General features: G+C 34.8%; 27 protein-coding genes. 16 read left to right on the top strand and 11 right to left on the bottom strand.

From position 1 onward, the window contains the following. Nucleotides 1-2: 2 nt before the first annotated feature. Nucleotides 3-1,331 (bottom strand): D-alanyl-D-alanine carboxypeptidase/D-alanyl-D-alanine-endopeptidase, encoded by a 1,329-nt coding sequence (locus ACFOUY_RS14960; RefSeq protein WP_378961729.1) that lies wholly within the window; start codon nt 1,329-1,331, stop codon nt 3-5. Nucleotides 1,332-1,381: 50 nt separating this feature from the next. On the opposite strand from ACFOUY_RS14960, the gene ACFOUY_RS14965 reads away from it, so the two are divergent. From ACFOUY_RS14965 to ACFOUY_RS14985, 5 genes are all read left to right on the top strand, one after another. Beyond that, complete coding sequence (locus tag ACFOUY_RS14965) at nt 1,382-2,632, top strand: aspartyl protease family protein (RefSeq protein WP_378961731.1); 1,251 nt, start codon at nt 1,382-1,384, stop codon at nt 2,630-2,632. A gap of 82 nt (nt 2,633-2,714) precedes the next feature. After that, nucleotides 2,715-3,581 (top strand): phosphodiester glycosidase family protein, encoded by an 867-nt coding sequence (locus ACFOUY_RS14970; protein WP_378961733.1) that lies wholly within the window; start codon nt 2,715-2,717, stop codon nt 3,579-3,581. Between the two features lie 41 nt (nt 3,582-3,622). Further along, nucleotides 3,623-4,552, top strand: coding sequence for a hypothetical protein (locus ACFOUY_RS14975; protein WP_378961735.1), 930 nt, complete (start codon nt 3,623-3,625; stop codon nt 4,550-4,552). 104 nt (nt 4,553-4,656) lie between these two features. Further along, a complete protein-coding gene (locus ACFOUY_RS14980; RefSeq protein ID WP_010599196.1) occupies nt 4,657-4,848 on the top strand; it encodes a cold-shock protein in 192 nt (63 codons plus the stop codon). A 68-nt stretch (nt 4,849-4,916) separates the two neighbouring features. After that, a complete protein-coding gene (locus tag ACFOUY_RS14985; protein WP_378961773.1) occupies nt 4,917-5,132 on the top strand; it encodes an RBBP9/YdeN family alpha/beta hydrolase in 216 nt (71 codons plus the stop codon). Between the two features lie 41 nt (nt 5,133-5,173). Here the strand turns inward: ACFOUY_RS14985 and ACFOUY_RS14990 are convergent, their stop codons facing one another. From ACFOUY_RS14990 to ACFOUY_RS15005, 4 genes are all read right to left on the bottom strand, one after another. Next, on the bottom strand, nt 5,174-5,659 hold the full coding sequence (locus tag ACFOUY_RS14990) for an anti-sigma factor family protein (protein ID WP_378961737.1): 486 nt from the start codon (nt 5,657-5,659) through the stop codon (nt 5,174-5,176). Further along, complete coding sequence (locus ACFOUY_RS14995; protein ID WP_378961739.1) at nt 5,656-6,237, bottom strand: RNA polymerase sigma factor; 582 nt, start codon at nt 6,235-6,237, stop codon at nt 5,656-5,658. Before ACFOUY_RS14995 ends, ACFOUY_RS14990 begins: the two co-directional genes overlap by 4 nt. Nucleotides 6,238-6,380: 143 nt before the next feature. Continuing rightward, nucleotides 6,381-6,704 carry a DMT family transporter gene (locus ACFOUY_RS15000; protein ID WP_378961741.1) on the bottom strand — a complete coding sequence of 108 codons (324 nt, stop codon included), beginning with the start codon at nt 6,702-6,704 and terminating at the stop codon, nt 6,381-6,383. Between the two features lie 67 nt (nt 6,705-6,771). After that, nucleotides 6,772-7,338 carry a Crp/Fnr family transcriptional regulator gene (locus tag ACFOUY_RS15005; protein ID WP_378961743.1) on the bottom strand — a complete coding sequence of 189 codons (567 nt, stop codon included), beginning with the start codon at nt 7,336-7,338 and terminating at the stop codon, nt 6,772-6,774. A gap of 137 nt (nt 7,339-7,475) precedes the next feature. On the opposite strand from ACFOUY_RS15005, the gene ACFOUY_RS15010 reads away from it, so the two are divergent. Genes ACFOUY_RS15010 through ACFOUY_RS15020 form a run of 3 tightly spaced genes read left to right on the top strand, consistent with a single transcriptional unit; the run spans nt 7,476 to nt 8,941 of the window. Beyond that, a complete protein-coding gene (locus ACFOUY_RS15010; RefSeq protein ID WP_378961745.1) occupies nt 7,476-7,829 on the top strand; it encodes a DUF6249 domain-containing protein in 354 nt (117 codons plus the stop codon). Nucleotides 7,830-7,862: 33 nt separating this feature from the next. After that, a complete protein-coding gene (locus ACFOUY_RS15015; RefSeq protein WP_378961746.1) occupies nt 7,863-8,066 on the top strand; it encodes a hypothetical protein in 204 nt (67 codons plus the stop codon). Then, nucleotides 8,009-8,941 (top strand): serine hydrolase domain-containing protein, encoded by a 933-nt coding sequence (locus ACFOUY_RS15020; protein ID WP_378961748.1) that lies wholly within the window; start codon nt 8,009-8,011, stop codon nt 8,939-8,941. The genes ACFOUY_RS15015 and ACFOUY_RS15020 overlap by 58 nt, the downstream gene beginning before the upstream one ends. 35 nt (nt 8,942-8,976) lie before the next feature. On the opposite strand, the gene ACFOUY_RS15025 is transcribed toward ACFOUY_RS15020, so the two are convergent. From ACFOUY_RS15025 to ACFOUY_RS15035, 3 genes are read right to left on the bottom strand one after another with little or no spacing between them, the layout of a single operon-like run. Beyond that, nucleotides 8,977-9,399 (bottom strand): hotdog fold thioesterase, encoded by a 423-nt coding sequence (locus ACFOUY_RS15025; protein ID WP_378961750.1) that lies wholly within the window; start codon nt 9,397-9,399, stop codon nt 8,977-8,979. After that, on the bottom strand, nt 9,389-9,898 hold the full coding sequence (locus tag ACFOUY_RS15030) for a DinB family protein (protein WP_378961751.1): 510 nt from the start codon (nt 9,896-9,898) through the stop codon (nt 9,389-9,391). Before ACFOUY_RS15030 ends, ACFOUY_RS15025 begins: the two co-directional genes overlap by 11 nt. Further along, on the bottom strand, nt 9,879-11,084 hold the full coding sequence (locus ACFOUY_RS15035; protein ID WP_378961752.1) for a sensor histidine kinase: 1,206 nt from the start codon (nt 11,082-11,084) through the stop codon (nt 9,879-9,881). Before ACFOUY_RS15035 ends, ACFOUY_RS15030 begins: the two co-directional genes overlap by 20 nt. A gap of 212 nt (nt 11,085-11,296) precedes the next feature. On the opposite strand from ACFOUY_RS15035, the gene gltX reads away from it, so the two are divergent. The 8 genes from gltX (at nt 11,297) to ACFOUY_RS15075 (ending at nt 20,864) form a co-directional block, all read left to right on the top strand. After that, on the top strand, nt 11,297-12,805 hold the full coding sequence (gltX, locus tag ACFOUY_RS15040) for a glutamate--tRNA ligase (protein WP_378961754.1): 1,509 nt from the start codon (nt 11,297-11,299) through the stop codon (nt 12,803-12,805). A 163-nt stretch (nt 12,806-12,968) separates the two neighbouring features. Then, complete coding sequence (ypfJ, locus tag ACFOUY_RS15045; protein WP_378961757.1) at nt 12,969-13,808, top strand: KPN_02809 family neutral zinc metallopeptidase; 840 nt, start codon at nt 12,969-12,971, stop codon at nt 13,806-13,808. A 99-nt stretch (nt 13,809-13,907) separates the two neighbouring features. After that, nucleotides 13,908-15,059, top strand: coding sequence for a sensor histidine kinase (locus ACFOUY_RS15050; protein WP_378961758.1), 1,152 nt, complete (start codon nt 13,908-13,910; stop codon nt 15,057-15,059). A gap of 47 nt (nt 15,060-15,106) precedes the next feature. After that, nucleotides 15,107-18,691: a response regulator gene (locus tag ACFOUY_RS15055; protein WP_378961759.1), complete on the top strand. Its 3,585-nt coding sequence runs from the start codon at nt 15,107-15,109 to the stop codon at nt 18,689-18,691. 16 nt (nt 18,692-18,707) lie between these two features. Beyond that, nucleotides 18,708-19,079, top strand: a complete 372-nt coding sequence (locus ACFOUY_RS15060; protein ID WP_378961761.1) for a response regulator — start codon at nt 18,708-18,710, stop codon at nt 19,077-19,079. Between the two features lies 1 nt (nt 19,080). Then, nucleotides 19,081-19,899, top strand: a complete 819-nt coding sequence (locus ACFOUY_RS15065; RefSeq protein ID WP_378961763.1) for a CheR family methyltransferase — start codon at nt 19,081-19,083, stop codon at nt 19,897-19,899. Next, nucleotides 19,884-20,468: a chemotaxis protein CheB gene (locus ACFOUY_RS15070; protein WP_378961765.1), complete on the top strand. Its 585-nt coding sequence runs from the start codon at nt 19,884-19,886 to the stop codon at nt 20,466-20,468. Before ACFOUY_RS15065 ends, ACFOUY_RS15070 begins: the two co-directional genes overlap by 16 nt. 30 nt (nt 20,469-20,498) lie before the next feature. Continuing rightward, nucleotides 20,499-20,864 carry a response regulator gene (locus ACFOUY_RS15075; protein WP_378961766.1) on the top strand — a complete coding sequence of 122 codons (366 nt, stop codon included), beginning with the start codon at nt 20,499-20,501 and terminating at the stop codon, nt 20,862-20,864. On the opposite strand, the gene ACFOUY_RS15080 is transcribed toward ACFOUY_RS15075, so the two are convergent. The 3 genes from ACFOUY_RS15080 to ACFOUY_RS15090 form a co-directional block, all read right to left on the bottom strand. Next, the gene (locus tag ACFOUY_RS15080; RefSeq protein ID WP_378961767.1) at nt 20,861-21,814 is read right to left on the bottom strand and encodes a DUF3137 domain-containing protein; all 954 of its coding nucleotides are present in this window, start codon (nt 21,812-21,814) and stop codon (nt 20,861-20,863) included. The two genes, ACFOUY_RS15075 and ACFOUY_RS15080, sit on opposite strands and share 4 nt — an antisense overlap. Continuing rightward, nucleotides 21,814-22,371 carry a LemA family protein gene (locus tag ACFOUY_RS15085; protein ID WP_378961769.1) on the bottom strand — a complete coding sequence of 186 codons (558 nt, stop codon included), beginning with the start codon at nt 22,369-22,371 and terminating at the stop codon, nt 21,814-21,816. The genes ACFOUY_RS15080 and ACFOUY_RS15085 overlap by 1 nt, the downstream gene beginning before the upstream one ends. 71 nt (nt 22,372-22,442) lie before the next feature. Beyond that, nucleotides 22,443-24,245: a hypothetical protein gene (locus tag ACFOUY_RS15090; RefSeq protein ID WP_378961771.1), complete on the bottom strand. Its 1,803-nt coding sequence runs from the start codon at nt 24,243-24,245 to the stop codon at nt 22,443-22,445. Nucleotides 24,246-24,421: the final 176 nt, after the last annotated feature.

Consider the following 24,421-nt stretch of genomic DNA (forward strand, 5'->3'; position numbering starts at 1 on the left):
TTTCAAAAATTATCGTGAATATAGGTTACAATTCTAACCATTTCGGTTCTAACGGCTGCTGTTGGGTTAACAAAATTGTTATTCATAAAAGAGTAGGTATAAATTTTTCCCTTCTTGGTAACCACAAAACCACTTTGATTATGAACGCCTGTTAACGAGCCTGTTTTACCAAAAACGAAAGGCTCGTTTGTTTTTGGATAAGCGTTTTTCAACGTTCCGCTTTTACCGCCAGCAGGTAGCATATCAAACAACTTCGCCCGATTATTTACTTCATCGTAAATCAGATTTAGGACCGTAACCATATCTTTTGGAGAAAACAGATTCATCCTCGATAAGCCAGAACCATCAACCCACCTTGGTTTTTGAGGTAAAGCTGCCAGGTAGTTTTTTAATACATATTGAATCGTTTTATCGCTATTCAAAGTATCGCTAAGTTTATCGCCACAAACAAGCAGCAATTGCTCTGCAATGAAATTATCACTTGGCAAAAGCATCGTTTTTAAAACAGAATCTCGGCTGGCTCCGGGTAAAGTTTTGGCATCTGCGGGCATCTTCATCTCAATTAATTCAACAGACTTATGAAGTGTATCGGCCAGCAAACTTAAAGTCGTTGCGTTACTAACCTTAAATGGGATTTGCTGTGCAAAGTTTGCTTTTACATGTACAGCGTTGTATTCAAACTCGTTAGTATTAAATTTACGTTTCACAAAAAAATCGCCTGTTGTATTCGTAGAATCTTTAACAAAGCACGATGTAAAACTTTTAGGTGTTATAGAAAATCCACCTGCTTGATTTCCTTTTACCCAAACCGTATTATCTAACAAAGGTAATTCGTTAATTTCTGCCTGATAATAATCGTTATAATCATCCCAAGCCCAACCACTGCCAAAAAAACTGCCTGTATATCTACCCGGAGCAAAAAATAGTTTCTTATTGGTTGATGAAAGAAAATTATATGCCGATTTATCTTTCAGTTCTGATTGAAGAAAAGAAGGGTCGCCTGTGCCCCAAAAAATAAGCGAATCGTTTCTTTCAATATAACGAAGCGCAGGCATTCTTTCAGGAATCATTTTCAATGCAGCATAAAAGGTAAATAATTTTGTGTTTGAAGCTGGCGTAAATTGCTTATCAGCGTCTTGCTCAAAAATCATTTTCTTTTCTTCGAGATTGTACAGCGCAAAACCAACCTGATATTGTTTAATTAGAGATGATTTTTTAAACTCTTTCGAAACTTTATTCGTAATTAATTTATCGGTAGAACAGCCAAATAACATGCTGAAAGATAGAATTATGGCGTATAAAGTCGGTTTAAATAATCTATTGTAAATCATCTTTTTAGGTTATGGGCAATAATACAAACTAAATTATTAAATTTAAGTAAATGTTAACCAAATATAAGTTTGATATGCGTTCTATGTTTCGCAGATTAGTTATTTGCGTTGGCATTATTTTGCTCTTTTTTACCTCAGCCCTTCCTCAGGACTTCCAATTTCTCGATCGTCAAAAAAGGCAATCAATACACTTTAAATCTATAAAAAATCTAATTGTAATTCCCGTTTATATTAATAATAAGGGGCCATATGACTTTCTTTTGGATACTGGAGTGGGTCCCATGATTATTACGGAGCCATCCATTATTGATTCTTTAGACTTTACCACAATGCGAAAAATTAAAGTTTCGGGTTTAGGTATTGAAACTGTCGAAGCTTTTGTATCACAAAACATTAGTGCAAGAATAAACAGGGCAAAAATGGATCATGTACCAACGGCTATTTTAAAAGAAGATTTTTTCAATATATCAGGTCATCTGGGTACTAAAATTTATGGTTTAATTGGGTACAGTTTTTTTGATAGTTTCATTGTTGATATTCGTTACTCAGAAAGCCGAATAATTTTCAGCAGGCCAGATGTTGATGTTAAATATAAAGGCAACAAAATTCCAATTACGATAGAAAACCTTAAGCCATATGTTTACGCCGAGGTTGAAGTACCAGATAGCGGAAAGGTAAATGCAAAATTTTTAATGGATACGGGCGCCAGTCATGCGTTATCAATGGAGATGTTTAATGGCGATAAATTTCCATTGCCATATACTAAAATAAAAGCGAATTTGGGAATGAGCCTTAGCGGACAAATAACCGGGTTTATGGGGCGCATAAAAGAGTTTTCCATTGGCCATTTCGATTTTAAAGATGTTATTTCTGGTTTTCCTGATTACAGTACAATATCTCAAAAAATAGATCTTAAGAATAGAAACGGAAATTTAGGAGCAGAATTATTGCGCAGGTTTAATATTCAGTTTAATTACCGCGAAGGTTTTATGTATGTTAAACCTAATGCCAATTTCAAAAATCCATTCGAACATGATATGATTGGAATGGTCGTTTACCTGGATCATAAAGAATATAAAAGATTTTTAATCGGAGAGATAGATGAAAACTCACCTGCAGAAAAATCCGGATTGTGCCCTGATGATGAAATTATAGGCATTAACTTCAGGCCAGTTGATTTATACTCTCTAAATGAACTAGCTGATTTGTTTAAATCAAGCGCAAGTAAAAGTATAATACTCGAAATTTATCGTGATAACAAAACATTCTTCAAAGTTGTTCATTTAGAAAGAAGAATTTAATCAGGTTCCAAAGTAATTTTCAGGTTACAAGTCAATTGTCAGTTTACCAGCGTTTAAATTTGCTGTTCCAAAACTGAAACTTATGTTCAAAAAATCACTATTGATTTTCTTATTCGCTGGCACAACCTTTTCGGGCTTTGCACAAGATTTAGACTCTGTAACTTTTGTTAAAACGAAGTGGCAAAAAACACGAGTTGCTAAACAAGTTAAACTTTTCAAATATCATTTTAACAACAAAAATCTATTTGCTGCAAACGAAAATATCTCTTTTATTGAAGTTAAAAATACTGGTAGAAAAGCAGTTTTTGCAATAGATGCCGAAGATAAAGAACTAATTACAACAAGTAATTTTGGTTTAAGAGATACGGCAATTGCAGCAATTAATGGCAATTTTTTCGATGTTAAAAATGGAGGTTCGGTAGATTTTGTTCGTGTGGGTGGAAAAAAAATAAACGAAAATCGTTTAGAAAAAAATAATCAGAGGGCCAGGCACCAACAAGCAGCTGTAGTTATTGATAACGGAAAAATTGCAATTAAAAAATGGGATAAACGCGAAGATTGGGAAACTAAGTTATCAGAACAAAACGTAATGCTAAATGGCCCCCTTCTCGCCTATAATGGCATTAAAGAGGATTTGGATACTACAGACTTTAACAGATTGCGCCACCCAAGAACCTGCGTAGGGATAAAACCGAATGGCAGGGTTATTTTACTTACTGTAGATGGTCGTAATGATAATTCGTCGGGCATGAGTTTATCAGAACTAACTAAAATTATGAATTGGTTAGGCTGTGAAAGTGCAATAAACTTTGATGGAGGGGGCTCTACAACACTTTGGATAAATGGTTTTGCAGATAATGGTGTAATAAATTATCCAACAGATAACAAAAAATGGGATCATGAAGGACAGCGAAAAGTGGCTAACGTAATTCTGGTTAAGAAAAAATAAATTATTTTAGTCGAAAATTGCGTTTACTGCGTTATATAGCTATGATTAAAAATTTTTGCTACCTCCTATTTTTACTAACACTATTTTCGGCTTGCGAATCGGGTAATAAATCTATAAACCCAAAATTAAGAGATTTTAGATTTGAGCCGGTAAAAGGAATCAGGTATACAGAGGTTAGGAGAAGATTTAGCAATGGGCTCTCTTTTAATGCAGAAGGATTTATGCAAAAGCCATCGTGGATTATTGAGGTTGTAAAGGAAGATACCATGAGCGCCTGGAGCCCTCAAAAAAACAGAATGCAGAAATTCTACCTCCAATTCGACCACGGAAACCTTTATAATTTCGCAGAAGAATGGTTTAAGGTAAAGCATATAAGCCGAGATAGTTTAGTTTTTCAACGTGTTCAGGTTAACAATAAAATTATTGCACAGGATTTCCGCTCGGATGTAAACATGACTTTCTATGCGCAAAATTACATTAAGAACAAGCTAAAAGCTGTTGCTGAGCAACTTCAAAAACCTACAAAAGCAGATACCGCATTTATTAGGAAGCGTTCGGCAGAGGTTAACACAAGTAGCGATAGCAGCTTTGCTGCAACAGAACCTGTAACCTTTATTCCGAAAAGCAAAATTGTTACCGTTAAAAAATTTGAGCAGCCTGGCGATAAACTATCTGGAAGAACCGTTTCCTATAACTACATGTTTCCTGAGTATAGAATTGAAATCAACCGGGCATACAGAGATTTTGTTTACCAATTTACTGCAATAGTAGATTTTAATGGAAATATTCATGTAAAAAGTTTAAATGGTATACTGCCAGAAGATATGGAGCAAAAAATTAAAGTGGTACAAGGAATTGCAGATATCTATATCCGAAATCTTTTTACCATTAAAGCAGGAACAACTTTAGGAATTCCTCATAATAGCCAAATTTCTGTAGGGGTTGTTGGCAAAGCAATTAAAAAGCCTTAGTAATGTGGTCTTTACAAAATTTTAACGTTAAAAAAATGTTAAAATTTATTTTGATTTTAAAAATTAAAACTTACCTTGCGTTCTTAATTTTAATATTTAATACAATGCAAGAAGGCACAGTAAAATTCTTCAATGTAACTAAAGGTTTTGGTTTTATCATCCCTGCAAACGGCGATAGCGAAATCTTTGTTCATTCAACAGGTCTTATCGACGAAATCCGTGAAAACGACAAAGTACAGTACGAAGTTGCTAACGGTAAAAAAGGCTTAAACGCCGTTAATGTGAAAGTAATTTAATTAACTATCATATTTACAAAAGAGCCCCGACAAAATCGGGGCTTTTTTAGTTTAAAAATTCTTGGAAAATCGTATATCTAAAATCCTTTCCATTGATGCAAATTAATTTTAAAAGAATAGTGGTTGCAAGTATAAATGATGAATGGATATCGAAGGAAAGAGACGAGTTTTTTGCCAAAAACTGGGGAAGCGAATTAATTAGCATCGGCGAAGCTGGCCATATTAATGCTGCTTCGGGTTTTGGTGAATGGAAAGAAGGTTTGGAGATTTTAAAGTCTATTTAATGGAAATCCTGCAGATTTAGAATCCGCGAGGCATAGCATAATTAATCTCTTTGATTCAGTTTTCTTCTTAAAAAGTAATCCATAAAGATTAAACCTATGATAATATCAAAACCTATAAAAACATACATGGCAGTTGGTGTTATGTATTTATCTAAGCTGAAATTTGAAGTAAAATATTTTCCAAAATCTGGCATCGTAAAGGTAGAATTGTAAAAAATATACCCCAAAAGGGCTAATATCGATAGCACAAAAAAGCTGCCAATACTAAAAATAATCCTTGTATCTACTTTTGTTTTTAACGAAATAGGTGCTGGCTCGAGTGCAACACTTTCCATCACATTCCTGGTGAAAGACATAGAAGGTTCGTCAATCTCCATCTCGCTAAATGCGGCGTTTAGATTTAACAATTCTTCGTACTGCAATTTCACCGCAGCATCCGTTTTAATTTTTTCTTCGATGTTTTTTCTTTGGATTTCGTTTAGATTTCCATCAATATAATCCCAAAGTTGTTGTTCTATTGTGTTCATAGTAACTCCTTTACTTCATCCTTTAACAAATATTGTAATTTTTCTTTAAGCCTTTGCCTGGCACGATGCAATTTTACTTTTATCGTGTTTGGCTCCATATTTAATGCAATACCAATTTCCTCTAAACTTTGCTCACCTTTATAAAACAAGGTTATAATCGCAGCATCATCGGGCATCAAATGTGTAATGGCTTCATTTAAAAAAGCGTGACTGTTTTGTTGTTCGTAAACATTTGCATTAAAAGCAGATGTGTGGTTTTCTAACTGCAAAAAAGTTGCTTCATCACTTATAGATGAAGTAGCTAAACGTTTCTTGCGTAAAAAAGTCATTGCGGTTGTATAAGTAATCGTGTATAACCAGGTGCTAAATTTTGCCGTTTGTTTAAATGTTCCTAATGCTTTGTAAGCTTTTATAAAACAATCCTGAGCAATTTCTTCAGCATCTTCACGATTTTTCGCAAAGCGCAAAGCAAGTGTAAAAACAAACCGCTGATGGCGCTTTACCAGCAAAGCGTACTGCCCGGTATCACCAGTCAATACATTTTGGATCAGCTCTAAATCTGTTACCTCTTGCTTCATACTTAGTATTAAGACTACATTAAAGATAGGCAGGTTACAGGCTATTTGGAAAAAAATTGCTGGGTATGAGTCAAAGGCACTTGATTGGGTGCTTAAAACTGTAAAGTATAAACGCCCAACCACTTAACCCGCAAATGAAAACCCTATGAATGCGATGCGAAAAATTTTAAACCAGCAATAGAACCTATCAACGTACAGATAAAAAACAGCCTCCAAAATGTAGCGGGTTCATTAAAATAAATAATACCAATCATTACGGTTCCAACGGCGCCAATACCTGTCCATACAGCATAAGCCGTTCCCATTGGCAAAGTTTGCGAGGCTTTATTCAGCAGCAAAAAGCTAAACATAATACAAATAAAGAAGCCTACGCTCCATTTTACGTTAGAAAAGTTGTTAGATAATTTAAGGCAAGTTGTAAAGCCAATTTCGAATAAGCCGGCAATAATTAGGATAATCCAGTTCATAAAAATGTGTTTGCCCAAAGTTATAAATGTGAATTGGAGGCGCATTTTACAAATGTTAAATAATGAATTATTTTATTGTAGCTCTAATTCTGCTTAGCGTAACCTGTGTAACGCCTAAGTAAGATGCAATATATTTTAGTGCCACTTTTTTACCCAACTCTGGTGTTTGTACCAAAAAATCTTGATATCGCTCTGTTGCAGTTTTAAAAAGTCGGTCGATTAATCTCTTTTCAGTTACGATTAATTCTGTCTCAATAATTTTCCTCCCCCAGTTAGCCAGTTCAATATTTACAGCATACAGGCATAATAAATCAGCAATTTTTATCTTGTAAAGTTTACAATTTTCAAGCAGTTCAATATTTTCGTAACCAGGCTTATTATTTATGTAACTATTATAAGAAAAAAGAATGTTGTCTTTTTGACCAAACCAAAAAGTAATCTGCTGGTTTTCTCCATCAGAATATGCCCTCGCAATTCCTTCTATAATTACATAAAAATAGGGTTCGGTTTTTTCAGCCTGAACTAAAATTTCGCCTTTGTAATGATTTACAACGCTAAAACACTCAGCGAGTAGCTTTAAAGCTTCATTGCTTAGCGAAGAAAAGATTCCTATATTTTTTAGTTGATTATGCAAGGCCTTGGTAAAGAATATAAAGCTATAAAAACTTTTTTCTATTACGGTGTAACCTGATTAAAAAGCATGTAGTCATAATACACAGAACAAGTTCAAAAAAAGAAATTAAAATATTTACACATTAAAAAATTATAATCATGGAAGCTATATTAGTCCCAATCTCAATTTTCCTAGGCACATTTGCAATGGTGTTTGGAATTCGTTATTTATCAAATAAAGAAAAAATGGCAATGATCGAACGCGGTATTAATCCGGGTATAGGCAAATCTGCACCAAGACCATACTTAAGTTTAAAATTTGGTTTATTATTAGTTGGTTTAGGTATTGGTTTATTAGTAGCGCTATTTACAGTTAGAAGCGTGTTTGGTCCAAATATGACACACAATGAAGAAGGACAAGCCGCTGCCGTTTACTTCGGATGCTTAGGCATTTTCGGTGGCTTTGGCTTAATTACCTCGTTCGTAATCGAAAAGAAAGCAATTGATAAGTAAGAAATAAACGTGGCATATAAAGAATTTAAAATTATGTTAAAGCCAGTTTATGCCCGTTTACTCCTTGTCAGCTTTATTCTGATAAGTACATTTTCTACTTATTCGCAAAGCCTTGAAACAAAAATCGATAGTTTAATTCTGAGTGAATTTAACGATAAAGATGGCCCTGGAGGCGTTTCATGGTTGCTCAACACGGAAAAGCAATTTATCAAAAGGCTTTTGGCAAAGCCAATTTAGAATTAGGTGTTGATTTAACCACAAAAAATGTATTCCAATTAGGCTCTATGACCAAACAGTTTACAGCCGTAGCAGTCTTAATTCTTGAAGAACAAGGCAAATTAAATGTGACTGAGGCAATTTCTAAATATATTCCAGATTATCCATCGGGAGATAAAATAACAATACATCATTTGCTTACACATACTTCGGGGATTAAAGATTTTACAAAGATGAAATCGCTTTCCAGCATTGCCCAAAAAGATATGACGCCCAAAATGATGGTTGATTTCTTTAAAAATGAGCCAGTCGATTTTCTTCCTGGTGAAAAATTTGAATACAATAATTCTGGCTACGTGCTTTTAGGTTATATTATCGAATTGGTATCAGAAGAAACTTATGAGCAGTTTATCAAAAACCATATTTTCGATAAATTGGGGATGAGCAATTCTTACTATGCAACCGATAGGCAAATCATTAATAAAAGAGCCTATGGCTACCACAAAAAGGAAACCGGATTTGTTAACAAAACGGTAATCAATTTTAGTGTTCCATTTTCGTCTGGCTCTTTAATGTCTACCATAGCTGATATGTTGAAATGGCAAAATGCTTTAAATCAAAATCTATTACTCAATGTTAAAGAAACTCAAAAGGCTTTTAGCAAATACAAATTAAATAATGGATCCGATTTTACTTATGGTTACGGCTGGCACATTAAACAAATAAACGGAACACCAACCAGAGAGCACGGTGGGAGTATATTTGGGTTCAAAACAATGGGTATTTATATTCCGAATAAAGATATTTACGTTATTGGATTTAGTAACTGCGATTGTAATTCTCCAACAAAAATTACAACGGATATTGCCAAATTAGCTTTGGAAAAGTTAAAATAACAACCAATACGCATGTAAAATTATAGGCTCATTGGTTATTGTGGTTTATTAATAACTGCTACAGTTAAGCGACTTATACAATTCATTTTCCCACGTTCATCGTAAATTTTTATATCCCAGATATGAGTTTTTGCACCCCTGTGAATAATTTTACAAATCCCTTTAACCAAACCGCTTCTTACAGGCCTAAGGTGGTTCGCATTTACTTCCAAGCCTACTGCAACATATTTTTCAGGATCGATACACATATAAGAGGCAATACTGCCTAAAGTTTCGGCTAAAACGACCGATGCGCCACCATGCAAAATACCAGCTGGCTGATGCGTGCGTTCATCTACAGGCATGGTTCCGACAATAAAATCTTCACCAATTTCCGTAAATTTTATATCTAACAATCCACCGATATGGTTTTTCGGGCGACTGTTTAAATCTTCAATCGTAAATTCTTTAAACCACATTGTAACGTTCTTTTAGTACTCCAACATGATGGATAATATGCCCTGCAACAATAAATAGAATCGATTTTACGCTAATCACTCTACCAGATGCTGTTCCAACTCGACTTAATTCTTGATCATTTAAACTACGGAAAAGGTATAAATTTGCCTTACGTAATGCGGCAAATTCGTCAATCATATCTTCATAATTGCGTTCGTTAAAACGAGCGTTTAAAACGTAATCATCTTCCTCAAAACCGGGTAAATGCTGTTTTTCATTTCTGGCAAAAGCTGTAATTCGATAAGCAAAAATGCGTTCACAGTCGATAATATGGCCCAACATTTCTTTTACATTCCATTTGCCTTCTGCGTAAGCATAGTTCTCTTTTTCCTTGTTTGTTTCGAACAAAGCAGGAATGCTAAAAACCTGTTCTTCGAGTATTTCAAAAATATCTTTATCTACTTTACTAATGTAAGTTTCTCCCCATGCAGGATATTCGTTAGGCTGTGGTCGGTTCATAAGTTAAACTGCTTTTTAATATTATTCTAAAAGTGGTTCCTTTTCCTATTTCAGAATCTTTTACAAAAATTTCGCCACTGTGGTAATTCTCTACAATACGTTTTGTTAAGGATAAACCTAAGCCCCAACCACGTTTTCTAGTCGTGTAACCTGGTTGAAAAACCGCGTCAAATTTAGATCGCGGAATCCCTTTTCCTGTATCGGTAACATCAATAAAAACCTGCTCTTTAGCCAGGTTTTCGATAATATTTATAGATATCGAACCTTCATTCTCTATCGCATTAGCCGCATTTTTCAGTAGGTTTTCCGTTACCCAATCGAACAATGGCACATTCAGCATTGCTCTTACTTGTTCATCGCCAGTAATACTAAATTTAACTTTATCAGATGTTCTAACTTTAAAATATCTAATAAAATCGCTTATCACAATGTAAACAACATGATCTTCCAAAATCGGTTTTGACCCAATTTTCGAGAATCTGTCGGTTATAATTTCAAGTCGCTTAATATCGTTTTCCATTTCAGCAATAAGCGGGTCATCTTCTGCGTCAAATTTCGATTTCATTAGCTCCACCCAAGCCATTAACGACGATATTGGTGTGCCTAACTGGTGTGCTGTTTCTTTTGCCAAACCTACCCAAACGTGATCTTGCTCATCTCGCCTTGCAGAACTAAAAGCAGCATAAGCAGTTAACAAGAAAAGAAAAATTACACCCATCTGGATGTAAGGAAAATAACGAAGTTGGGTTAAAACAAAAGAATCCTTGTAATAAGCATAAGATTTTATACCATAAATATTCATTACAGCAGGATTATATTGCGCTTTCATTTTTGAAAGTTCGCTTTTAAAATAAGATGGGTCGTAGGTTAGCCCTTTCGCATCTTCATAAATAGTTTTAGTGCTATCTAAGCCCTGAAAAGAGATAATTGAGCCAGAAGAATCGGTAACAATAACCGGGACTTTTGTGTTTTTCCGAACAAAATCAACAATCTCTGTATAGGTATCATTGTCATAAAGCATAGCAGAACGCTCGGTAACCTTTACCCAAAGTTGAAACTGATTGGCTTCTTCACGCTGCATTTTTTTCACAAAAGAATCGGTATAAAATACTGATGCTATGCCGATTAGGATGGCAAAAATGAGAAGGAAAAATTTCCAGCGGCGTTTCTTTTCGTAAGGGTTCATGCTTTCGGTAGCCAAATTACAATAACAAAACGAAAAAAACGTAAAACCATTATGCTTTTTCAAAAACCATAAAGCAATCATTTTGAAAACATGATTGCTTCATTAAATATAAAACAGATGAAAAACATATCTTTGTGCCGTCTTGCGTTTGCGCATGGTGATAAGCGTTAGAAGCGCCTACCGCCTATCGCTTATCGCTCAACAAACCAACAATGGATAAAAAAGTTAGAGTAAGATTTGCACCAAGCCCAACAGGAGGCTTGCATTTAGGCGGTGTTCGTACAGCCTTATTTAATTATTTGTTTGCTAGAAAACACAACGGAACTTTTGTTTTGCGTGTGGAGGATACTGACCAAAATCGCTTCGTTGAAGGCGCCGAGGAATATATAGTAAACTGTTTAGATTGGTGCGGAATTACCCCCGATGAAAGTCCTAGTAAACCAGGTAATTACGGCCCATATCGGCAAAGCGAACGTAAGCCAAGTTATCGCAAATTTGCAGAGCAATTAATTAATGATGGCTATGCTTATTACGCTTTCGATACACCTGAAGACTTAGATGCAAAACGAAAAGAAATTTCAAATTTTCAATACGGGCAGTCAACACGTATGCAAATGCGCAATTCTTTAACTTTAACCATTAGCGAAGTTGAAGATTTATTAGCTGCAAAAACGCCTCATGTTATTCGTATTAAAGTTCCGGAAAATGAAAATGTACATTTTAACGATTTAATTCGTGGCGATGTAAGTTTTGAAACTGCCATTGTTGATGATAAGGTTTTGCTTAAGGCTGATGGAATGCCAACTTATCATTTAGCCGTTGTGGTTGATGATAAAGCTATGGAAATTACGCATGCTTTCCGCGGCGAAGAATGGTTGCCATCGGCTCCGATTCATATTTTACTTTGGAAATATTTAGGATGGGAAGCAGAAATGCCGCAATGGGCGCATTTACCTTTAATTTTAAAACCAGATGGACATGGTAAATTAAGTAAACGCGACGGCGACCGCTTAGGTTTCCCGGTTTATGCGATGAACTGGACCGACCCAAAAACTGGTGATGTAACTAAAGGTTTTAAAGAAATGGGCTTTATGCCCGAAGCTTTTGTTAATATGCTTGCGCTTTTAGGCTGGAATGATGGAACAGAGCAGGAAATATTTACGCTTGCAGAATTGGAAGAGAAATTTTCTATCGAAAGAATAAGTAAAGCTGGTGCCAAATTCGATTTCGAAAAGGCGAAATGGTACAACCACGAATGGATAAAGCAATCGGCTATTGAAAAACTTCAACCACTCGTTAAAATAGAACTAGAGAAAGCAGGTATTGAAATAAAAGATCAGGTTTTTTTAAATACAGTTATCGATTTAATTAAAGATAGATGTACTTTATTACCTGATTTTGTTAGTCAAAGTGCTTACTTTTTCACTTCACCAGCTGAATATGATTCTGCTTCGGTAAAACCAAAGTGGACGGTAGAAAAAGCAGAATTCTTTGCAGCTTTCGGTGCAAATTTAAATTTGAGCAATGGTGATGATGCTGAAGTTGCATTTAAAGCTTTGGCTGAAGAAAAAGGGTTTAAACCAGGAGAATTAATGCTACCATTCAGAATTATGTTGGTTGGTGGCAAATTTGGCCCCGGTGTTTTTGATATTGCAGTTTTACTTGGAGAAGCTGAAACAAAATCCAGAATTGAAAAGGCAATTGCTGTTTTTAATCTTTAGTAGTAAGCACACCCATTTTTAAAAAGCTCAAAATAAATTATTTTGAGCTTTTTTTTCAAATTCGAGAAAGTATATATCCGCTAATTATTAAAAAAAATATTTTATACTTTAGTACAACAATTCAATTAATAAAGGGTTATCCATAAAATAAAAAATTAAGGCTATGCAATGGTTTGGTAAAGGAAGTAATAATGTTGAAGATGGAAGAGGTGGTGGAGGCGGGAAAACTGCTTTAGGCGGTGGTGTTGGGATTATTATTATTGTGTTAGGTTTAATTTTCGGTAAAGATTTAACCGGTTTGGTTAGTCAGTTACCACAAGGCGAAACAACAGAAGTTAAACAAGGTGTGCCAGCAAACGATGCACAAGGACAATTTGTTTCTGGCGTTTTGGAATCTACAGAACAAGTTTGGGATAAAGAGTTTGAAGCAATGGGTAAAACTTACGAACATCCGAAAATGGTTCTTTTCAGCGAAGGTGTTCAAACAGCCTGTGGGAGTGCGAGCGCGGCAGTTGGTCCTTTTTATTGTCCTGGCGATCATAAAGTTTATATCGATTTAACATTTTATGATGAATTAAAAAACCGTTTTGGTGCAGCAGGAGATTTTGCGCAAGCTTATGTTATAGCACACGAAGTTGGCCATCATGTTCAAAATCTTTTGGGCATTTCCGATAAATTACAACAAGCTCGTGGTCGTGTTAGCGAAACAGAATATAACCGCTTATCTGTTAAATTAGAATTACAAGCCGATTTCTTTGCAGGCCTTTGGGCACATAATGCACAAAATTTAAAAGATTTTAAATTAGATGAAGGCGATTTAGAAGAGGCTTTAACTGCGGCAAATGCAATTGGCGATGATAAGTTACAAAAACAAGCCACGGGAGAAGTAACGCCAGATTCTTTCACTCATGGCACATCACAACAACGTATGTATTGGTTTAAAAAAGGTTTTGAAACTGGTGATATTTCGCAAGGCGATACTTTCAAATCAAATAGTTTATAATTTTTAAAACTTTTTTAAAACTATACTGTTTGTTTACATTTAAGGGATTTTCCCTTAAACCAAACATGATTAACAGGCTTCCCTAATGTTTTATAAAAGATGATCCTTATTGTTGATGATAGGCCCGAAAACCTAATTTCTTTACAGAAAGTACTGCAAGCTCATAATTTTGAAGTTGATACTGCATCTTCTGGTGAAGATGCCCTGAAAAAAGTTTTAAAAAACAACTACGTTCTCATCATACTTGATGTTCAAATGCCTGATATGGATGGCTTTGAAGTAGCAGAAGCCATTTCGGGCTTTAGTAAAGCAAAAGACACAGCAATTATTTTTCTCTCTGCGGTAAATAAAGAATTAAGATTTATAACAAAAGGCTATCAAAGCGGTGGTTTAGATTACATCACCAAACCGGTAGACATAAACATTCTTCTGCTTAAAATAAAAACCTTTTACCGGATTTACGAACAAAATAGGAAGCTTAACGAAGTTCAGGATAAACTTCTCGAAGAAATAGAATTTCGAAAACAAGCAGAGCACAAAAAAGATGAATTCATAAGCATTGCCAGTCATGAATTAAAAACTCCACTAACTAGTGTGAAAGGTTATATTCAATTACTTCAGCGTAGTTTGAATAAGGATGATAAAACCATGGCTCAAAATCATTTAGCAAAGGCAAGTATTCAGTTAGAAAAATTAAATGACCTGATTGTTGATTTATTAGATATTTCAAAGATAGAAAGTGGTAAATTGAAGTTCAACATGCAGCTTTTTTGTGCCGACAACATGGTTAATAATGCTGTCGAAATGTTACAGCAATCCAATCCCGATTTTAAGATTAACAAGCTAGGCAAAACCGATGAAATGATTTTTGGTGATGAAATTCGGCTTGAACAGGTGGTTATTAATTTTATAACTAATGCCATAAAATACGCTCCCGGAACCAATCAAGTTAATGTTACGATTAATATTAAAGATGGTAAATTTTTCCTCTCGGTAAAAGATTTTGGAATTGGTATACCGAAAGAACAGCAACATAAAATATTCGATAAGTTTTATCGGGTAGAAGAAAATAGTAATCGCTTTAATGGTTTGGGCATCGGTTTATACATTTGCTCAGAAATTATAAAAAGGCATGGCGGTATAGTTGGCGTTAATAGCGTTGTAGAGGAAGGCTCGGAATTCTATTTTATCATCCCTATTGATGAAGAAACTATATTGAAATCACAACACGAAATCCCAATACAAGCCTAATTGAAATCCACCTAATCATCAATCCTAAATAAAAGAATAAAATTTTAATGAAAACAACTCTTAAAAATAATTTACGGTTAGGCTTGGGCTTATCGCTTATTATTCTTTTTATCAGTTCTCTTGCTTCATACGTAAGCATTAGTAATTTGATTAAAAGCACCGAATTGGTTAAGCATAGCGATGAAGTAATTTTAAATGTTGAAGGTGTAATTTCGACTTTAAAGGACGCCGAAACCGGACAAAGAGGTTACCTTTTAACAGGAAACAAAGTTTTCTTAGAACCTTACAATGGCGCAACGGATACTGCACTTACAGCGCTCGACAAAATTACAGAAAGCACAAAGGATAATCCAAACCAACAAAAAAGTGTTGCTGAATTACGCAACATTATGGTGCGCAGGTTAAACATCATAAAATCTACCATAGAAATTAAATCCCTTGGCGGAAAAGTAGACCCAACAGTTTTGTTTCAAGGCAAAATTTACATGGACCAAGCTCGTGCTGTTGTGCAAAGAATGGTCAAAGAAGAACGCGACCTACTGGAAATAAGAACAATAGAGCTAAACAAACTTACTTCTTACACACCAATTTTAATTCTTTTAGCCGCTATTTTAGCTATTGTAATTACCTTATTTTTCTATAGAAAAGTTTCAATTGATTTTGATGAGCGGGTTTTATTACAAAAAGAAATTGAGGATAAAAAGCTCGAAATGGAGAAAAGAATTGCCGCCATCAAAGAAATTGCACAGCAAATTTCTAACGGCAATTATGGTGTAACCCTAGATAGCCAATCACAAGATGATATTGGCGAACTTTCTTATTCGCTAAACAACATGTCTGTATCATTAAAAAAATCTTTTGATACATTAGAAGAAAATGAATGGCTGCAAACGGGCGTTGCCAACCTAAACGTTAAAATGGTTGGAGAAAAAGATGTTTTCCACTTAGCCGACGATATTATTGAGTTCTTAGCAACTTACACAAAAGCCCAAATTGGTGCAATCTATCTGTTTAAAGATGATGGTTATCTGCATTTAAAAGGACAGTATGCCCTACAAGGGCAAAGCTTAAGCCCGGTTTTAGAACTTGGACAGGGCTTGATTGGCCAGTCGGTTAAATCGGGCAAACAAATCTTTTTGAACGAAATTCCACAAGGAGACGTAACGGTTTCTTATGCAAGCGGAAATATAAAACCTGCGCAACTAATTGTACTGCCGATTGTAAGAAATTCTGTTTCTATTGGTGGTTTAGAACTGGGCACAGTTGGTACTTTTAGCGAATTACAATTACACTTTTTAAATCTTGTACTTTCTGATGTTGGAACCGCATTATTAGGTGCACAAAATCGTCAAAAATTACAGCTATTATTAGAAGAAACGCAGGCACAATCAGAAGAGTTACAGGTGCAGCATAATGAATTGGAAGGTATGAATGCCGAGTTAGAAGCGCAGGCACAAAAGCTTCAAGCCTCAGAAGAAGAGTTAAGAGTACAACAAGAAGAGCTATTACAAAGTAATCAGGAATTAGAAGAAAGAAGCAGTTTGCTCGAAGAAAAGAATGAACTAATTGAAGAACGTAACGCAGAAATACAATCTAAAGCCGAAGCGCTTGAGCTAAGCACAAGATATAAATCGGAATTCTTAGCGAATATGTCCCACGAGTTACGCACACCTTTAAATTCAATTTTACTTCTATCAAGATTGATGGCCGAAAATGAAGCCATGGATAGAGAACATCAGGAATATGCTGAGGTTATTCAAAGTTCAGGACAAGGTTTGCTAAGTTTGATTGATGAAATTCTTGATTTATCAAAAATCGAAGCTGGTAAAATGGAGCTTGACAGAGAAAACATTAAGATTGATGAGGTAATGTCGAATATGGCTTCATTATTTAATCCAATGGCAAAAGAAAAGGACTTGATGCTTGTGATAGATAAAACAGTTGATGTTCCTGAACATTTCCATACTGATAAAATGCGTTTAGAACAGATTTTAAAAAATCTGCTCTCAAATGCAATCAAGTTTACGTCTAAAGGTTCTGTAACCCTAAATATCGAGCAAAACGAAAAAATTAATGCGCTAATATTTAGAGTTGAAGATACTGGTGTTGGGATTGCAGAAGAAAAGCAAGCAATGGTGTTCGAGGCGTTCCAACAAGCGGATGGCTCTACGCGTCGTAAATTCGGCGGAACAGGTTTAGGGCTTTCGATTAGTAGAGAATTAGCTAAACTTTTAGGCGGTTACATCGATTTAAAAAGCAAGGAAAATGAAGGAAGTACTTTCACATTAATCCTACCAATTGATAAAAATAAAAGCCTTGAGAGCGATATTAAGAACCCTTCGGAGAAGCCATTGGTTTTAGAACCAGTAGCCCCGAAAGTTAACCGTTTAACTGTATCAAGTATTCCACAAGAAATTGAGGATGACAGAGATAATATAGAGCCAGATGATAAAGTAATTTTAATTGTTGAGGATGATACTCCTTTTGCCAAAACACTACTGGATTTCACAAGAAAAAGAAATTACAAAGGATTAGTGGCCGTTCGTGGCGATGTTGGTATTGAGATGGCAAAAGCTTACAAACCAGTTGCCATATTACTTGATATTCAATTGCCTGTAAAAGATGGCTGGCAAGTAATGGAAGAGTTAAAATCAGATCCAGATACTAAACCAATTCCGGTACATATTATGTCATCGTTGCAAGTTAAAAAAGAAAGCTTGTTAAAAGGTGCAGTCGATTTTATCAACAAACCATTCGCCTTTGAGCACATGCAAGAGATTTTTCAAAAACTCGAACATGCACTTGGCCGCCACCCAAAAAAGGTTTTAATTGTAGAAGAAAATGAGCAGCACGCAAAAGCCTTAAGCTACTTCTTAAGCAATTTTAACATTCAAACAGAAATAGTAAATCAAGTAAGTGAAGGTGTTTCGGCATTGCACAGACCTGATGTTAACTGTGTAATTTTAGATATGGGTATTCCCGATAAACATGCTTATGAAACTTTAGAAGTGGTTAAGAAAACGCCAGGATTAGAAAACTTACCGATTATCATCTTTACAGGTAAAAATTTATCAAAAGGAGAAGAAAATAGAATTAAACAATATGCAGACTCAATCGTTGTAAAAACGGCACATTCATATCAGCGCATTTTAGATGAAGCTGGGTTATTTCTTCATTTGGTAGAAGAAAAAAGTAAAGAAAAAACAAAAACACCAAAAAGATATTCAGAATTGCAAGATGTTTTGAAAGATAAAACGGTACTTGTAGCTGATGACGATGTGAGAAATATCTTCTCGTTAACTAAAATGTTAGAGCAACACCAAATGAAGGTTTTAGCTGCAACAGATGGTAAAGAGGCCTTAAAGTTACTCAATGAAAACCCTGGAATAGATGTTGTTTTAATGGACATGATGATGCCAGAATTGGATGGGTATGAAACTACAACTGCGATTAGACAGGATTTTAAATATAGAAATTTGCCTATTTTAGCAGTTACTGCCAAAGCCATGATGGGCGACCGTGAAAGGTGTATAGCCGCAGGTGCTTCAGATTATATAAGCAAACCTGTGGATATGGATCAGCTCGTTTCTCTATTGCGTGTTTGGTTATACGAAAATCATCATAATTCTTAATCCTCCCATTTAAAATATGTCTCAAAAGTTAGTACTTATAATTGATGATGATAATCGAAACATTTTCGCTCTCAAAGCTGTTTTAAGAGCCAAAGGTTTTGGTTGTTTATCAGCTCCTGGCGCAAAAGAAGGTTTCGCCATTATAGAAGAAAATAAAAATATTGCTGTTGTATTGATGGATATGATGATGCCAGATATGGATGGTTACCAAGCGATTTCTACTATGAAAAAGTCAGAAAAAATGTGGAATATCCCAGTTTTGGCAGTTACAGCACAAGCAATGGTTGGCGATAAAGAAAGATGCATAAGCGCTGGTGCTTCTGGTTATGTTTCCAAACCCATTAACGTAGACGAACTATTAGAACAAATACAAGAAGTTACAAAATAAAGTGATTAGTGACGCAATAGACAACGAACAGATAGGAACGCTTTTATGTGATGTATTGGAAGCGCATGGGTACGATTTTTTAGAATATTCTCACGCATCAATTAAAAGAAGAATAACCCGTTTATACGCGTTAGATAACTTTGTTAGTTTTGCAGAATTTAGATATACAATTAGAACAGACAAACAGTATTTTAAGCGTTTTTTAGAAGAGATTACGGTAAACGTTACAGAAATGTTTCGAGATCCCTCCTTTTATAAGGCGCTTAGAAATGATGTTTTACCTGCACTAGGTACTTATCCTTTTATTAGAATTTGGGTAGCTGGTTGTTCTACCGGAGAGGAAGCATATTCATTAGCGATTGTTTTAAAAGAATTAAACCTGCTACATAAATCTCTTATTTATGCCACCGATATAAATCCATCGGTTTTGGAGAAAGCAAAAAAAGGTATGTTTCCATTAAACTACTTAAAAGCCTATTCAGAAAACTACGTCCAATCGGGCGGTTTAAAAGACTTTTCATCCTATTACACAGCTAACTATTCTCTTGCAAAATTTGATGAAACGCTGAGCTCTAAAATGATTTTCTCAACACATAACCTCGTTTCCGATCATTCTTTTAATGAGTTTCAGTTAATTTTATGTAGGAATGTACTTATCTATTTCGATAAAGAACTACAACACAAAGTTTTTCAGTTATTCGATAACAGCCTCGAAAAGCTTGGCTATTTAGCTTTAGGCAGTAAAGAGAGTTTAGATTTCTGGAGCAGATCGAAGGAATATAAGCGCATCAAAATGGAAAAAATATGGCGGAAACTTTAGAGTCCAGAAAATGCAGTGCATTAGTTATTGGTGGCTCTGCAGGTAGTTTAGATGTTCTGCTCGAAGTTTTTCCAAATTTGAGCAGCGATATCAACTTTCCAATAATCATCGTTACCCATAGAAAAGCCGGTCGAGATTCTTTGCTTGGCGATTTGCTGAAAAACAGAACAAAGTTAACGGTTAATGAAGCAGAAGAAAAAGAAATAATCCGCCCAGGAAATGTCTATATCGCCCCAGCAGACTATCATTTGCTAATCGAAGAAGATCATACTATCTCCTTAGATTATTCGGAAAAGGTAAACTATTCTAGACCGTCGATAGATGTTACTTTTCAATCGGCGGCACAAGTTTTTAAAGATGAACTGGTATGTATTTTACTATCTGGTTCTAACGCAGATGGCGTAGCCGGACTAAAAACTGTAAACAATTTTGGCGGTTTAGTCGTTATACAGAATCCAAATACCGCAATTATACCCTACATGCCGCAGCAGGCCTTAAATGAAATAAAATCGGCGGAGGTTTTGGATGCAAATAGCATGGCAGAATTTATAAACAACCTAATTAAATAAAACAGCGTTACCTTTTCAGGAGATAAATTTATGGCGGAGGCAAAAAAAGTATTTGTTTTTGATGACAACAGAGATATTTTAGATTTGTGTACTTTCATTTTAGAAGATGCAGGTTATGAAATAAGAACCTCTGAAAGTGCGAATGATATAGAAAATCAGGTAAAAGATTACATGCCCGATATCATTTTTATGGATAATTGGCTGCCAGATTTGGGTGGAATTGAAGCGACAAAAGCAATAAAAAACCACCCCGATTTAAAGCACATTCCCGTTATTTACTTTTCTGCCAATAATGATATTTCATCATTGGCTGATGAAGCTGGTGCAGATAGTTATTTATCCAAACCTTTTGATATTGCAGCCTTAGAGGAAATTGTTAAAAAGCATTTGAGTTAATTTTTACCCCAAATTCTAGTATTCAAATCTAGTTCCGGAACAATATCATACATGAAATTAATTACGGCAATATCCTGATTTAGCAATTCGGGATTTAACAACGATTTAAAAACCGGAGCTTCAAAATAGTTTCTATTTAGCGGAAAAGCGATATACATTCTGCTATCTATAAATGACAGCGAAACTGTATTTCTCGAATTTTTATTTAAAGTTAAAATGCGCTCCATCATTGCTGGAGTTAAAATGTATCGAGCCTCAACTTGGTCTGTAGAATGTGTAATAAAGGTTTTGTCAAACTCTAGACTTTCAAGGTTAATTACGTTTTTATCACTAAAAGAAAATAGATTTTTCGAAAACCAAGCGCCCATTGTACCAAAAAGATCTTTAGGTTTTACGAGCGTAACACCGTTAAAGTTTTTGTTAAAATCGGCAGCAAAAATAATACCTTTAAAAATATCGTTCCATTCGGTGCGGGTACCGTTTTTGGTTTGCACTTCTCTTTTGTATTCTGCATGAATTTCAGCAAAATAAAACCTTGTTTTTCCAGCATGCCCACTTACTAAATCTTCGGTATGATAGCGATCTGGTTCTTCTGAAAAGAGCTGAGTACCAACAAATTCTGGAGCATAAATACCACCTTTAGGCTCTATTATTAAACTATTATCTAAAGATTTAAGGGCAGCCGCAATAACCTGTATTTTAAACGCTTCCTTATATGCGCTAAGTTCATCAGAAATTTTGTAGAGAATTATTCCACCGTAAACAGCACCAAACAAACCTAGAATTATTCCAGGAACTGGAATACCCCAAATGGATAAACCTATTGCAACAGCAATTCCTAAACCAATAAATAAGTAGCCTTTCTTCTGGGTAGAAGATATTTTAGTCCGTTCAATTTCTAATGTAGCAAGTATATTTTGCAGTGCTACATTATTTTCAATTTTTACCATTAATTATTGAAAAGGCCTTTTGCGCTAATGTTTTTGCGTTCTTCTTGTGCTGTTTCTAAAACCGTCATCGGTTGGAAATTCAACATTGCGGCAAACATACTTCCCGGAAACATCATAATCGCATTATTGTAATCCGTTACAGATGAATTATACGTTCTTCTAGCCGCAGCAATTTGCTCTTCACTTTCTGTCCAGGTGGTTTGTAAATTAATGAAGTTTGTATTAGCTTTTAAATCAGGGTAATTTTCTACGTTAAGCATTAAGCCTTTTACACTGCTGCTTAATTGTGCATCGATAGTTGCCTTCTCTGCATCGCTTATGTTTCCTGAAACGGCCTTCGACCGCAGTTCAACGATTTTAGTAAGCGTTCCTTGTTCGTAAGTTGTGTGTTGCATTACAACTTCAACCAGATTTGGAATTAAATCGAAGCGCTTTTTTAGCATTACATCTATTGCAGAAAATGCATTTGTAACCTGATTTTTCTTCCCTATTAATGAATTGTAAAAGAAAATTCCTATTAAAAACAGAAAACCGATAATAACAAGGGCAATAATCATAATGTTAAAGTTTTAAGGTTTAAGGTTTAAGGTTTAGAGCATAAATATATTAAAACGTTACAAGTATTTAGTTAGCGTTCATTTTCCCTTTTTCTGCGTCTTTCTAATCTTTTTTGTTTGCGCACTTCGTGGCTTTCTTTCATCTCCTTAAATTTAGCAATATGCTGTTTAATTTCAGCCTGTTTTTCTTCGGTTATACCTACACTATGTTTAATGCCGATAAACAGACTTTTCCATATCATACTAAAAAAAGAAGTATTTTCTGGTCTTTTATAATCGACCTTTTGCGTGACCAATAAGCCATCAGGACCTGGGTTTTCAGATTTAATAATTAAAGCATTTGCCAAAAACGAAAGCAAGCCACGTTTTACTAAATGGTCTTTTTCAGGGTCGTTTTTCATCAAAGCTACAGATAAATCGAAGTAAGAAAAATCGACCGTTCCTTTCGTTCCAAAATCATCCGCTTTAAAATCAAATTTAAGCTTATCTACATTGCCACGATTTATCCTAACCAAACCCAATGGCTTTGTAATTTGATTTAGTACTCTCGCATTAAAGTTTTGTAAAACACCACTGTAAGAAAAATTGCCAGTATTAACAGCCATGTCAAATTTAAAATCAACATCAAGCTTGCCTTGCCCTAATAAATAAGTGTTTAACTTTGCTTCCAAAATAGGATTTGCTGCCTTTATTTGCGCAATATTTGTTGCATTAGAAATTATTCCCGAAGTATGCTCGAAAGAAATTTTTCCTCTTTGCTGACTTTCCTCATTATAAACTGCGTAACTAATATCGATATCCTTAAGCTCAATTTTATTAACCAAAATCGGGGCACCAAGTGTTTGTAAAAGTTGATGTGGATATTTACCAATTCTATTTTCCTTCTGTTTTTTGGGCAAGCCATTATTGTTAAAAACGGCAACAAAGCCGTTAGCGATTGTCATCTCTTTTGCTCTTAATTCTTGCCTGCTTATATAGAGTGGTAAATTGATTCCTCTTAAAGAAATATCATTCATTAAAATATTAAATCTATCTCTTGCATAACCTGCAACTTCACCAAATTTCATTTCGTCATAAAGTGGTTCTACTGCAAATTTATTAACTCTTAATGTTCCGGTTGATGCCCTAAAATCAAGCTGATTTAACTTAAGATTATACATTTTATCTGGTGTAGGATAATTGTAATCCTTTAAGTTAATAATAACGTCTTTAAGTAAATAAAATCTTTTAGAGTCATCGAAAGAAGTAGAATCGACAAGTAAATCAACCAAAGTAATATTTAAATCATCGATAGAAAAAACGTTGGATTTCTTAATGTTTCTGTTGATATATTTAAAACTTGCGTCTTTAAAACGAATCGTTTTAATGCTAAATTCTTTTAAACTTTTAGCAATAAAAATATAGGGCGATTGAACTGGTCGTGGTGCTCTGTTTTCATTAAAATCGAGTTGTTTGTTAACCATATAAACTTCCGGCTTATCAAATAAAATATCCTCTATCTGAAGCCTGCGTTCGCGGTAAAGTATTAGCGGATGAAAATGACTAACGGCCAGCTTTTTTAAAGTAACCTGATAAAGATTATTAGGCGCTCTTTTTAATTTAACTAATTCCCTATAACGAATGGTATCTGGTGTAATTTTTACATCGTAAAGTGTTGCGCTTCCGGTTAAAATATTTGTACTTACCTTGCTAAAGGTAATCGTGTAAAGACTATCTGTAGAGTTATAAAGTAGTGTTTTTATTTGCGAAGCTAACATTGGCTGTGATTTCACATTTAAAAACCATGCAATCGATGCTAATATTGCAAACAATACGAAGAATATTCCTGCAGCCCACTTTATAAACCTGTATCGATGTCTTTTTTTTTCTGGCATTTAACAAAAGGGGTATTTTATAAGCAATATACACTTAAAAACATATTTGTTAAAAATGCGAAGCTAATTTTGAGGGCACTGAAAAAGTCCACCCATAAAATTGTTTAAAAAAGGGAGTTAGAAACTATGTTTTCTGCTCCCTTTTTTGTATTTTAAAGGTATATTATAATACTCTT

Source organism: Pedobacter jamesrossensis, from assembly GCF_042650905.1.
GTDB classification, from domain to species: Bacteria; Bacteroidota; Bacteroidia; order Sphingobacteriales; family Sphingobacteriaceae; genus Pedobacter; species Pedobacter jamesrossensis.